The organism is Pseudobdellovibrionaceae bacterium (genome assembly GCA_020635075.1).
Taxonomy (GTDB): Bacteria; Bdellovibrionota; Bdellovibrionia; order Bdellovibrionales; family UBA1609; genus JADZEO01.
This window is the reverse complement of sequence record JACKAM010000004.1, coordinates 221,449-234,198: the sequence shown is the minus strand read 5'-3', so window position 1 is coordinate 234,198 and position 12,750 is coordinate 221,449. Positions and strand designations below refer to the sequence as shown.

The 12,750-nt window shown below is 50.2% G+C and carries 12 protein-coding genes; 5 read left to right on the top strand and 7 right to left on the bottom strand.

Features of this window, described 5'->3' with window-relative positions:
* Window positions 1–5 precede the first annotated feature (5 nt).
* Entirely contained in the window at window positions 6–920 is a 915-nt protein-coding gene (locus H6624_18565; GenBank protein ID MCB9086349.1) for an ABC transporter permease, read from the top strand.
* Window positions 921–931: 11 nt separating this feature from the next.
* Window positions 932–2,671, top strand: a complete 1,740-nt coding sequence (locus H6624_18560) for an ABC transporter ATP-binding protein (protein MCB9086348.1) — start codon at window positions 932–934, stop codon at window positions 2,669–2,671.
* Window positions 2,672–2,716: 45 nt separating this feature from the next.
* Here the strand turns inward: H6624_18560 and H6624_18555 are convergent, their stop codons facing one another.
* The 3 genes from H6624_18555 to H6624_18545 form a co-directional block, all read right to left on the bottom strand.
* Window positions 2,717–3,214, bottom strand: coding sequence for a response regulator (locus H6624_18555; protein MCB9086347.1), 498 nt, complete (start codon window positions 3,212–3,214; stop codon window positions 2,717–2,719).
* 39 nt (window positions 3,215–3,253) lie between these two features.
* Window positions 3,254–4,192 carry a thioredoxin-disulfide reductase gene (gene trxB / locus H6624_18550; protein MCB9086346.1) on the bottom strand — a complete coding sequence of 313 codons (939 nt, stop codon included), beginning with the start codon at window positions 4,190–4,192 and terminating at the stop codon, window positions 3,254–3,256.
* 78 nt (window positions 4,193–4,270) lie between these two features.
* The gene (locus H6624_18545; GenBank protein MCB9086345.1) at window positions 4,271–4,948 is read right to left on the bottom strand and encodes an SDR family oxidoreductase; all 678 of its coding nucleotides are present in this window, start codon (window positions 4,946–4,948) and stop codon (window positions 4,271–4,273) included.
* A 111-nt stretch (window positions 4,949–5,059) separates the two neighbouring features.
* Between H6624_18545 and H6624_18540 the strand changes: the two genes are divergently transcribed.
* Both H6624_18540 and H6624_18535 read left to right on the top strand, forming a co-directional pair.
* Window positions 5,060–5,347 (top strand): (2Fe-2S)-binding protein, encoded by a 288-nt coding sequence (locus H6624_18540; protein ID MCB9086344.1) that lies wholly within the window; start codon window positions 5,060–5,062, stop codon window positions 5,345–5,347.
* Window positions 5,348–5,391: 44 nt separating this feature from the next.
* Entirely contained in the window at window positions 5,392–6,831 is a 1,440-nt protein-coding gene (locus tag H6624_18535; GenBank protein ID MCB9086343.1) for a hypothetical protein, read from the top strand.
* Window positions 6,832–6,852: 21 nt separating this feature from the next.
* Here the strand turns inward: H6624_18535 and trmB are convergent, their stop codons facing one another.
* Window positions 6,853–7,548 carry a tRNA (guanosine(46)-N7)-methyltransferase TrmB gene (trmB, locus tag H6624_18530; protein ID MCB9086342.1) on the bottom strand — a complete coding sequence of 232 codons (696 nt, stop codon included), beginning with the start codon at window positions 7,546–7,548 and terminating at the stop codon, window positions 6,853–6,855.
* Window positions 7,549–7,695: 147 nt separating this feature from the next.
* On the opposite strand from trmB, the gene ggt reads away from it, so the two are divergent.
* A complete protein-coding gene (ggt, locus tag H6624_18525; GenBank protein ID MCB9086341.1) occupies window positions 7,696–9,351 on the top strand; it encodes a gamma-glutamyltransferase in 1,656 nt (551 codons plus the stop codon).
* Window positions 9,352–9,501: 150 nt separating this feature from the next.
* Here ggt and H6624_18520 read toward each other — a convergent pair whose 3' ends face one another.
* Genes H6624_18520 through H6624_18510 form a run of 3 tightly spaced genes read right to left on the bottom strand, consistent with a single transcriptional unit; the run spans window position 9,502 to window position 12,600 of the window.
* Entirely contained in the window at window positions 9,502–10,545 is a 1,044-nt protein-coding gene (locus H6624_18520) for a cation transporter (GenBank protein MCB9086340.1), read from the bottom strand.
* A gap of 6 nt (window positions 10,546–10,551) precedes the next feature.
* On the bottom strand, window positions 10,552–11,583 hold the full coding sequence (locus H6624_18515) for an enterochelin esterase (protein ID MCB9086339.1): 1,032 nt from the start codon (window positions 11,581–11,583) through the stop codon (window positions 10,552–10,554).
* Between the two features lie 24 nt (window positions 11,584–11,607).
* The gene (locus H6624_18510) at window positions 11,608–12,600 is read right to left on the bottom strand and encodes a diguanylate cyclase (protein MCB9086338.1); all 993 of its coding nucleotides are present in this window, start codon (window positions 12,598–12,600) and stop codon (window positions 11,608–11,610) included.
* Between the last annotated feature and the right edge of the window lie 150 nt (window positions 12,601–12,750).

Here is a 12,750-nt window from a genome sequence, read left to right as displayed (position 1 = left end):
TGTCGATGAGTACCGTTCAAACAGCCACAGCTTCAGCACAGAGCGCAACGATTTCCACTAGGGGCCTACGCAACTCATTGTGGTGGGATGCCTACCGCCGCATCAAAAAGGACCGTGTAGCCGTCATTTGCTTTTTTGTAATGGTTGGGTATGTGCTGATGGCAGCTCTTTGCGGAGCCGGGATCATCTTCACCAACTATAATGAAACCAGCCACGACCTTGCTTACCAGGCCCCAACGTGGGCGCACTGGTTTGGCACCGACATTTTTGGTCGCGATGTACTGGCTCGTGCCGCCCACGGAACCCTAACCTCTTTGACTGTGGGATTTTTTGGTGCCGGCCTGGCAATTGTCATAGGTACTTTTTTTGGTTCCATTGCCGGTTACTTTGGCGGCAAAATTGATGATCTCATTGTATGGTTTTACACCACCATCGACACCATTCCCTACATCCTTCTGGTTGTGGCCTTTTCTCTGGTCATGGGCCCGAGCCTCAAGACACTTTGTATTGCCATTGGTCTTACCAGCTGGGTCGGCCTCTGCCGTGTGGTGCGCGCTGAGTTTATGAAACACCGGGATCGTGAATATGTACAAGGAGCTTTTGCCCTGGGGGCAAGTAATGCCAGGAGGATCTTTCTCCACATTCTCCCCAATGTTTCCCACTTGATCTTGATTAACTTCAGCTTGGGCTTTGTGGGCGCCGTCAAAGGCGAAGTAATTCTGAGCTACCTGGGACTTGGCGTTGAGCCGGGCACTCCTTCGTGGGGGACCATGATCAACTACGCCAAGCAGGAGTTGGCTCGTGAAGTGTGGTGGGGCCTTTTGGCTGCCACCCTCTTTATGTTCTTTCTGGTATTGGCCTTTAACTTGTTTAATGATGCACTTAGGGATGCCCTTGATCCCAAACTGAAAAATAAATAAGGCGGGAAGCGATGAATTCTGCGGACACCTTGGTGAGAATTGAAAATCTCTCTGTTGATTTCAAAACCGACGACGGCATTGTTAAGGCGGTAAAAAATATCTCCTTTAACATTCCAAAGGGAAAGACTGTCGGCTTGGTAGGCGAGTCTGGATCGGGAAAGAGTGTTACCTCTTTGGCCATCATGAAGCTGATCCCCAACCCTCCTGGAAAAATCACCACTGGCTCCATCTGGTTTGAGGGGCAGGATCTGGTCAAAGCCAGCGAAGCCGATATGCGTAAGGTTCGTGGCAACCGGATCTCCATGATTTTTCAAGAGCCCATGACAAGCCTGAACCCGGTATTTACTGTGGGGGATCAAATCGCTGAAACCCTGATGCTTCACCAAAGTCTGGATCGCAAGCAAGCCTTGGCCAAATCCCTAGATCTTCTGGACCAGGTTGGCATTCCCAATCCTTCTGAACGGATCGATTCTTACCCTCACGAAATGAGTGGTGGACAGCGCCAGCGGGTGATGATCGCCATGGCCATCGCCTGTGAGCCAGACCTGTTGATTGCTGACGAGCCGACAACGGCCCTTGATGTGACCATTCAAAAGCAGATTTTGGATCTTTTGGCCGACCTTCAGGCTAAATACAAAATGTCCGTGCTCTTCATTACTCACGATTTAGGGGTGATCGCTGATATCGCCGACGAAGTGGTGGTCATGTATCGCGGTGACATCGTCGAAAATGAGAAGTCCATGGATCTTTTCACCCACCCCAAACACCCCTATACAAAGGGTCTTTTGGCTTGTCGCCCTCGATTGGATCGCAATCCCCACCGTCTGCCCACAGTTTCAGATTTTATGACCGAAGACGGCAAGGAAAAGTCTTTTGATATGTCGAGCGTCAACCAAACAAAGGGTGTTCGCCCTTTCAATGACCAGGAAAATCCTGTGGTGCTGGAAATTCGCAATGTCAAAAAGCATTTCCCGCTTAAGAAGGGTATTTTTGGCAATGTTCTATCATGGGTGAAAGCTGTGGACGATGTGAGCCTCAAGGTTCGTCGGGGCCGCACGCTTGGCCTGGTGGGAGAATCGGGATGTGGGAAGACTACGCTGGGACGCACGATTCTGCGCCTTATTGAGCCCACTGGCGGCGAGATCATCTATAATGGCAAAGAATTAACGGGACTGGACCGCAACGAGCTGCGGGCCATGCGTCGCAAAATGCAGATTATCTTTCAAGACCCCTATGCCTCACTGAACCCACGCATGACGGTCGGGGCTGCCATCATGGAGCCCATGGTGATTCACAATCTTGGCAAAAATAAAACCGAGCGCATTGAGATGGCGGGCCGCCTGATGGAAAGAGTGGGCCTGGATCGCAGTATGCTTAATCGCTACCCCCACGAATTCTCCGGCGGCCAGCGCCAAAGAATCTGCATTGCTCGCGCACTGGCTGTTGAGCCTGAATTCATCATTTGTGACGAGTCTGTTTCAGCCTTGGATGTGTCCATCCAATCTCAGATCTTGAATCTCCTCTTGGACCTCCAGGAAGAGTTTAATCTGACCTATATTTTCATTTCCCACGACTTGGCGGTTGTGAAGTTCATTTCTGATGAACTTGCCGTGATGAATAAAGGACAAGTGGTTGAAATGGCCGATGCGGTTGAGATTTATGAGAATCCTAAGGATGACTACACAAAGAAACTTCTGAGCGCGATTCCCAAGGGAGTTCCAAAGGAATTGGAAGGAAAAGTCACCCACTAGGCTCGCCCAGAAGATCGATTCAGCCCCCGTGTTTTGCGGGATCTGCTACTTATTCAGTTTTAGTAGAGTTTGTACTGTTTTGCGGATCTTCTCCACATCAAAGGGCTTTTTGATGTAGTCCACGGCCCCTAGCTCAAAGCCTTTGCGCACATCTAAATCGCTAGTGCGACCCGAAACAAAAATCAGAGGGATGCGCCGCAAGTCCTGATCTTCCTTCATCAGTTGGGCCAACTCAAATCCATTGATCCATGGCAAGCCTATATCAAGAATCACAAGGTCAATAGGGGAATCGTCCAACACCTGGGTGAGGTGAGTACCATCGGCTACCGTCACCACTTCAAAACCATCGGCCACAAATATGCGCTTGAGGGCTGCCCTCATGGTCTCGTCATCCTCAATAATCAGGATGCGATGGGGATCCTTCTTTTCCAGGCCACGAAAGGAGTCCAGAGAGACCACTTTTCCCTCGGACATTCTGTCTTTGGCCATTTTTTTGACTTTGTCGAGAAAGTCCTTTGTGTCGATCTTCTTATTTTTGGACATGGCCTTCGTCCCCTCCTTAGAACGTGAACCTGCGGCTTATCAACTGTGCTCCTGCGCTTCCAACCAACGCTCACAGTCGATTGCTGCCATACATCCAGTGCCCGCAGCTGAAATAGCCTGGCGATAGACATGATCCTGAACGTCACCTGCAGCGAATACACCCTCCACTGAGGTGTAGGTGCTTTTTGCTTGGGTCACCAGATATCCTGTTTCATTCATCTCAAGCTGTCCTTTAAAAATTTCTGTATTGGGTTTGTGACCAATGGCCAAAAACACACCGTCCATGGGCAAATCCTGGGTTTCATCCGTCTTGCTGTTGTAGACGCGAATACCCGTCACTTCGTTGTCACCCAATACATCTTTCAACTCAGAATTCCATAGTACCTCAATTTTGGGGTTGTTGAGAACCCGATCTGCCATGATTTTCGAGGCACGAAATGAATCGCGACGATGAATGACCCATACTTTCGTCGCAAAGCGGGTGAGAAACATCGCCTCTTCCATAGCGGTGTCACCCCCACCGATCACCGTTACATTTTGATCGCGAAAAAAAGCTCCATCACAGGTCGCACACGCCGACACACCCTTTCCCAACAACCGTTTTTCATTTTCCAGACCCAAATAACGGGCACTGGCCCCTGTCGAGATGATGACCGAATGAGCTAAGTACTCCTCCTTGCCAACCGTCATTCTGAAGGGTCGTTTAGACAAGTCGATACTCGATACATTGCGAGTAACAAACTTAGCTCCAAATCTTGCCGCTTGCTTGCGGACTAAGGACATGAGTTCTGGCCCAGTCACACCTTCTGGAAATCCAGGAAAGTTCTCCACATCGTTTGTGGTCATCAATTGGCCGCCAGATTCCTCACCCTCAATAACCAGAGGATTCAAATTCGCCCGTGCCGTGTAAATGGCCGCAGTCAAGCCGGCAGGACCAGAACCAATAATCACCACATCTTTAACGTTCGTCTCACTCACGTGATCTCCTTCGCAAAGGCAAAATTAGGTCGGGCTAGTTTAGCCAATCAAAAGGAAAAAGCAATGTCCAGAGAGTCATCAGGCAAAGACGTAGTGGTAGGTCTGGCTTTCTTCATTGACCCATTTCCACAAAACCTCCACCACCTCTTCAGGGGATTTCATTTCCTCCGAATGACGCGGGGGTGCGTGTGCGGGCAACAGGTCCGTGTCCATGTAGCCAGGGCTGAATACCCTTAAATCAAATGCAGGGTTCTCCAAATGGATAGAACGCACCAGACCCAATAGGCCATGCTTGGCCGAACTGTAACTCGCGGCTCTCGGATCTCCCTGCGCCTCCGAAATAGCTGAGCCAATCAGGACCACCTGCTCCACTTCATGTTGCATAGCCCAGTGAACGACTCGCGCTGCAAACACAAATGTGACCGTCCATGCCCACACATGGTCCTTCCAGGACTTTTTCTCAAATGCCCCATAGGGTCCGCCGCCGGCAAAATAAAAAATCCGTTGCGGGTGAAAAAGCTCCAATTGGTGAAAGGCCTGAATCTGTCCTGCTTCACTGGAAAAATCGCAAGCAAAATACTCCACCAGATTTGGCTTAGTATTTTGGTGTTTTTCTGCATCGTTGAGGTCGTCTTTGAGTTCCTGAAGGAGCTCCGCCTTACGTGCCATGAGGAGAAGTTTGCGATCTTCCGAATCATCCCAAATGCGATGACAAAAGGCGCGACCAAATCCGCGACTTGCACCAAGTACTGCCATGCTTTTATCACCGGTTCCCATATAGAAAAGCCTAGCACATTGATTTCACCCGGCCAACTGTTGCCCATTGATTTTGGTAGACCCGGCCTTCACACCTGATAGGCTTGTTTCATGGCAACAATTACGCTCGCTCGTAGCCAATTTAAGATCACTTCGCAGGCAAAGGCCACCTTAATGGAATCCTTGCTCTCGGCCGGACGTCCAGTAGCTAGTTCTTGTGGTGGCGAGGGTGTCTGTGGCAGGTGTCGAGTCCAAGTCGTTTCCGGCAGCGAGAATCTTTCGGCCGAAACCATGGTCGAGACCCGTCGCAAGAACGAACTTGCCATTCCGGCCGGGGAAAGACTGAGTTGCCAGGCGTATGTTTTAGGAGATGTTTCTGTGGACGCACCCTACTGGTAGCTGGCCTTAGTCTTGCTCAGGTTGACCTTCAATGGAGGTGAACTATGAAACTAAGCAAGAAATCGACCTTAATATTCCTGATTTTCGGACTCAGTCTCGGACTTGAGTCCTGTACTTCGGACAAAAGCGACCCGTCAGCAAGCCTGGCGACCCCACCCGAACTTAAAATACGGGCACCAAGTATTGTTCATGCCAAGGACAACAGCGTTCAGATTTTGACCGATTTGGACCAGAATCTCAAAATATCGAGTCTGGATTCCCTATCTTTTGACGGGTACTCCGTCCGAGGTTCGGACAGTGTGGTGAAGCTCAATTCCAAAACCATTTGCCAATTCGAAGGACGGGAGTACAGCTTTGAAAACCGCCGGCCCATGGAGAACCAAATTTACTTTTCTGAGATTCTTCCAACTGAGTTCTTCGCTTCGCCCAATCACCACCTCACCGAAGCGACCTGCCGATTTGAGTTTGTGGCCATTCAACCTCAAACTCGGGCACGACATGAGTTTAATCTCACCGCCGAAGTTGAGATGCCTCTTGAAGGGGACCTCAGTCTGTTTGAGGGTCAGTTTCTCCTCAGGCCCTTGCTGAATCAAAAACCCTTTTCGCCCGAACAATTTCCTCAGATGCAAATTCTCTCGTCCCGGTCCTCGTTCTTCGAACTCCACTGTGAGAGTTTTGTTAGCCCACTGTCACTGGAACAAAATCGGATTTCCCTTGGAGATCCAATCTGGAAAAGCCCCCATATCTTGTCTCAATTCCCCATGTTGGAAGACCCACGACAGCACTGTCGGGTGCTGGGCTTCAACCAAAGGGGGCTCTCTTCCTGGTCACTGCCCTTTGTTTTACAAAGCCCCGTCCCCCCACCCTCAGTGAATTGGACCTATTACCAACACAAAACCAATTACCGAGGACGACAAGAAAACCCACCCTTGCCCATCGCTCAGCTGGAGGTCTCCAACCCCCACCTCTTTCCTATCACTCTGCGAATAAATCGAGAGTTTTGGCTTTCACTTCACCCTCTATGCGTGAAGGAGGACAAGGGCGCCACCCTCAGGCGCCTAATCTCCATGCAGTTTGCCACCAGCGGTGATGCCCAATTACTCCAAGACTTAAACACTCACATTGTTGTACGGCTTGGCCCCAAAGCGCTGGTACGGGGTGAGCTCAGTTACCGAATCGACTTGCGTTGCCAATGTCAGGATTACGGCCAGCTCAGTACAGATGGTCGTGTCTTGCCAAGCCCGTGGACCGACTATGAAGCCGGGTTTTACCTACACCTAGAGAGCGTCCAGGCCACCACCGTCGAGCTGACTGATTTGCCGTCAAGGCCGGGTGACCTACCCTTCTCAATTGCCAATTTGCTCCAAAGGATGGACTCTCCGGCAAGGTGGTTGGGAAATCTTCCTCCCCGGTTCACTCAGTCTATCGATCTCCCTGTTTCAGAGTTACAAAGGCGAAACGTAAAAAGGGACATTTGTCGCTAGTCTGAAATTGAAAAATCCTGATCAAGAGCGAATCAGACGAGCATAATGAATAGGCAGGCCTTGGCGGAGAAAAAGCCGCTCAAAATGGGTAATAAAATTCTCCGCCGCATACTCTGATTGATGGAGATCGAAACTGGTCCTGTCTAATGTATATGGACAGGACTCAAACACTTCGATCGCCCAGTCAAAGTAGGAGCGACTATCAGTTTTGAATTCAATAGTGGAACCCGGACGCTGCATCTCAAAGAGGAGCTTCATGTAGTCAGGCTGAATCAATCGATGTTTGCGCTGGCGCTTTTTTTCCCAAGGATCTGGAAAGTGTATAAAGACATCATCGAGTTCGCCGGGGGCAAAAAGGTTTGAAATCAGCCGGGCATTGTAGCGCATACCCCGCATATTTTTGCATTCGGCATTCACAGCACGACGGACGCTTTGAATAAGGGGCTTGTATTTGAGTTCGATACCTAAGAGACAGCGCTCAGGTTGAGTCTCCGCACGGTGAGCAAAGTGATAGCCGTTGCCTGTGCCGATCTCCAAGTCCAAGAAGGCATCTTCATCGACAGCAAAGACCTCTGAGCGCCATTTACCCTTAAAGGAGGGGGCCTTTTCCTCATCATAGGCCCAAGACGCAAACTCACTGCCCAGTGCTTTCACGTAATAATTAGGATTCGGAATGTCTTTGGTCTTAGAGACCCGAAGTTGCGCGCTGCCTGCCATGATGGCTCTCTGTATCAAACCAACCGGGGGTCGGGCAACAAGATGACCAGGTAATTTCTCTAAGCCCCGGACTTCAGTTGGCCTTTCTGTTGAACTTAGCCTCCAAAAGTGACAAATTGAGGACTCGCACAATAAGGAGAGAAACAAATGAAAACGATGGCTTATCGTCTTTTGGTTGGGATTTTTGCCCTTTCACTTTCCTGGTCAGCCACAGCGGTTCCCGCTGAAGGAACCAAGATCATGATTGCTGGCCCCTCCCCCCACGCCGTGGAAATTGGCAAAGCCATTGCTGAAGAGGGGGGAAACGTCGTTGATGTCGCTGTAGCGGTCGGTCTCACCCTGGCCGTGACCAGTCCTTATTTTGGTTCTCTCGGTGGTGGTGGTTTTGCTCTCATCAAGATGGACAAAGAGGTCCACGCTCTTGATTTTCGCGAAATCGCGCCTAAAGCAACATCTCCTACTTTTTATGTTCAAAGAGAAAAGGACTCTTCAATCACCGGCGGAGGTGCCGTTGGAGTGCCTGGCTTTGCCGCCGGCCTTTGGGAAATGCATAAAAAATATGGCAAGCTTCCCTGGTCGCGATTGTTTAAAGAACCACTGAAGTTGGCGCAAAATGGTTTTCGCGTGTCAGGAGAATGGCACCGCAAAACCATAGGATCGGAAACTCGATTTAATGCCGGTGGCAAAAAGTATTTCTTTAAAAAGGACGGCAAGCCCTACCTGCCTGGCGAAATTCTCAAACAGCAGAGTCTTGGAAAAGCTCTCAGATTGTTTCGCTCCAAGAATGTTAAGGGATTCTATTCCGGTGACGTGGCTCGCGATATCGTCGACACAGTTAAGAAAACGGGCGGGGTTATCGAGATGGAAGACCTGGCTGGCTACAGAGTGCGCTGGATGAAGCCCCTTGAAACTGATTTCAAGGGCTATCACTTATACCTAATGCCACCTCCCTCTAGTGGTGGTGTCGTCATAAAAAGCGCTCTCAACCTCATTGAGCAAACAAAGATGGATCAGTACCCAGCCTTCAGTGTCGATGAGCTTCATGTCCTGGGCGAAGTGCTGAGTCGCTCTTTCCGGGGCCGTGCTCTCCTCGGAGATCCCGACTTTCACCAGAATCCCCTTGATCTCCTGCTCTCAGACAGTTACCTGAGCAAAATGGCCAAAAGTATTTCTTCCCGCAAAAGCGCCAAACTCGATCCCCTATCGGATGAGCCCGCAAAAGAGAGCGCCAACACCACTCACTATTCTGTGCTGGATAGCGAAGGACGGAGTGTGGCTTTGACCGTCACACTTAACGGCAGCTATGGCTCGGCTGTTGTCAGCGAGAAGTACGGTGTTGCACTTAACAACGAGATGGATGACTTCACCACTCGGCCCAACGAGCCCAACATGTATGGATTGATTCAGGGAAAGGGCAACTATGTACAGCCTGGTAAACGCCCCTTAAGCTCCATGAGTCCCACTCTGGTGGAAAAGGACGGTAAGATCGTTTTGTCCGTTGGTTCCCCCGGTGGTCCGCGGATTATCAGTGGTGTCATCCAGGTGCTTTACCGTAGCCTGGTATCAGGAATGGATATAGACCAGGCCATTCAGGCGCCCCGTATTCATCACCAGTTTTTGCCGCACAAGCTATTTACCGACACCATGAAGTTTGCGCCCGAAACCCTATCCGGCCTGAAAAATAAGAAGCATGATGTAGAAGAAAGCTGGATGGGCCGGGTGTACGGAGTTCGCCTTAACGACAAAGGCATTCTCGAAGGCGCTCACGACTTACGCGGCGAAGGCGCCTCCGGCGGCTACTAAAAGGTTCCAGGTCCTATTCGTGGTCACACCGCAGCTAACTTGACCTTCATTGATTTGTCGGCGGGTAAGACCAGATTTGATCGTTAGACAAATTTAGGCCATAGCAGAAAGGTTGGATGCGGCGTGACCACGAATAGGACCTGGAACCTTTTAGGTCGGACGGGAAGTTCCCTTGACGCGAAACTCTTTGGGCTCTTCCCGTGAACGAAGGTGATCCAATTTTACGGGCATTCTCTTTTTAAACTGCTCGGCACGGACGGGGCAGTTTTCCAAGTCACAGACAGCACAGTAAGCTTTTCGACAGGGGTCGAGATGAAAGTTCATCTCCCCGCCGTAAGGGTAGTTTTTGATAACCAAGGTTTCAAACTCATCCGTGCGATCATGGGCCTGAGCAATATCCCAAAACTCGGGCAGTACCAAATGGGCGTCGATATGGTGATAAGCACCCGAGCGAATTACTTTAACGTGATGGATTTGAATGATTCCACCTGTTGCCAGAGGTGAAAATATAGACTCTAACTCCTGAAGAACATCCAAATCCTCCTGATCCAGCAGTCCACCGACAGATCCTCGAACCAGCTTGAAGCCTTCACGAGCTAATAGGACTCCAATAATAATGGCCGTGGCGCTGTCGAGCCACGTGAGATTCGTGAGCCATACCAGCACCAATCCGCCAATGACGGCAACACTGGTCCAAAAGTCAGAGAGAAGATGTTTGCCACTCGCTACCAAGGCGATTGACTTCCGGGTTTTGCCCACTCGCAAAAGAGCCAATCCCAAAATGAGGTTTCCCACCCCGGCTCCGGCCACAACCATGATTCCCAGATAGGCATTATAAAGCTGTCGCTCCTGCACCAGTGCTGTGATGGCCTCAATCACAATGACGAGACCGGCAAAGGTAATCAATCCGCCCTCAAAGGCCGCTGAAAAGTACTCGGCCTTGCCGTGTCCATAGGGGTGATCATCATCAGCGGGCTTGGTGGCGTAATAGATCACAAACAAAGCCAGGCCAGCCGCAACCACATTGACGATACTCTCCATGGCATCTGAAAACACAGCCTGAGAGCCTGACTGAGTGTAACCCCAAAATTTGACGACCATTAAAATGATACCGCCAAACAATGAGGTCAGGGCCGCTGATTTTATCAGAGACGTTTCGTCTTGCGACTGTCTTCTAACCTTGGTCTTTGTCAATGCACCCTACTTCCACTGTTTCATTAACCAGGACCAAACCTGAGGCCGCCTGGTGCTGATATCAAAATGGTTTCCGTCATACTCTGAATAATGATGACTCACATTTTGCTTCTTTAGAATTTCACGCAGCTGGCGAGCCCCCCACTGCAAATGAAACTGATCTTCCCTACCCACGTCAAGAAACACGCCCTTTAAACGCACCACATTCTTCTTTCTCGCTTTCAGAAAAATTAAGGGATCGTGCTCAAGCCATTTTTGCCAGACTTTGAGCTGCACTTTTCCCGTCTTTTCATCAATTGGAAATAACACCTGATTTTTGGCTTTCGGGTGTGGACTGTAACACAGGCCCATGGCGATAGCGTTCAACACCGAGTGACTCTCCCGACGTTGGTGAAAGCGCCCTTCCCTTAGAAGTCCGGCAATCTCGCGAATACCACCGTAACGGGCGATGATCGGCAATGCCGTATAGATTTCAGGCAAGAGACTCTGTTCGAAGAAACAATCAGGTGCAACCGCCGCTACCCAAGGAAAGATCTTAGGGTAGGAGCTCCCCAAGTGAAGCGCCCCGTAACCACCGCTGGAACCACCCATCACACAAACGCGATCTTTGGCGATTCGGAACTCAGAAAAAACAAAGGGTAATACCTCTTCAATAAGGTGATCCTCATAATTACCCATCCCCCTTGAATTGATAAATTGCGACCCCCCCCAAAAAGTCATCCCATCAACAAACAGAAAACAGGCCCGTGGACAACCCCCAGTTCCGACAGCCTTATCCACAATCTGGGCAAAGTTGTCTTCAAAGCTTTTGGGCGAAAGATAAGAGGGGCTGTTGCCGGTGAATCCAGCCAAGACTACCACCAAGGGATACCCGACTCTGGGCACCTCTCCTTTGGGCATAAGAAGGACATGGTGGCGCTGGGTGGGATCCTTCCAAGGATTGTTTTTGAGTACCTGACTTTGGACGATCAGGGATTTGATCTTAAATTCTTTTAAGGGCAAGAGATCAAGGTTAGGTGAGACAGCTCCGGTTGCCACTTGTCCAGCCTTTGGGGTTTGGCCCTATCGGGCCTTACGTAGTAGATTTGGCTCCATAGGCTCGTCCAGGGCCCCTTTTTGCTTCTTGAGATCGTAGATGACAACACAATCTCGTCCCTCAGCCTTAGCCTTGTAAAGGGCGTGATCGGCGTATCTCACCAGACTTCTTGCGTCTATGGTGGGATTTCCCTTCTCAGTGACCGCCAAGCCAATGCTTACCGTCTGATGGGAACTGTGAGTTCCCTGAGAGAATTCATATTCTTTAATGAGATTCTTCAGGCGTTCCGCAAACACGCTAGCCCCTTCAACACCAATTTCCGTGAGGACAATGAGAAATTCATCACCTCCGTAGCGAGCGGCAAAGTCCACACTACGGATATTGTTACGAATGATTTTTCCCACTTCCTGTAAAACAAAGCTGCCAAAAAGGTGATCATGGGAGTCATTGACACTCTTAAAGTGATCCATGTCCATCATCAGTACGCTGACGCAACGGCCGAAGCGCCGCGCACGGTTAAGCTCGTTGTCCAGCTTCTCATAGAGGGAGCGCATATTGAACAGTCCGGTCAGGTCATCTTTGTCGACCAGACTTTTCAGCTTTTTGTTTGCTGCCTTGAGACTGTCATTGAGCTGCTTAATACGCAGCTGTGTCCTCACCCGACCGAGCAATTCTTTGGCATCAAATGGCTTGCATACGTAGTCATCGGCACCGGCATCAAGCCCCCTGACCACATCATCGGTGTCTGACCGACCCGAAACAAAAATGGTCGAGACATAGTGATTTCGGGCGCGTAAGTATTTAAGTGTGTCCAGTCCATTAAGGCCTGGCATACTGACATCCAAAAGAACCAGGTGAGGGTTCCAATCGGACATTTCCCTGATCGCCTCTTTTCCGGATCCAGCTACCAAAACCTGATAGCCCTCGCACTCAAGAGCCACTCGGACCAACTTGGCACTTGCAGGATCATCGTCAACAACCAGAATTCTGGTGTCTGTATTCGCGAGACTAGAACTCATTCTTTTATCATACCCCTGGGAAATCACCCTTGTAGAGGGATTTTTGGCCGACTGGCCCTAAGCCGCCCATCCATTGGGTTGACTGAGAGGGCTGCCTAGACTATTTCCTGGGTGCAACCATAACGACAATTCGTAGATCCAGCGAGAGGG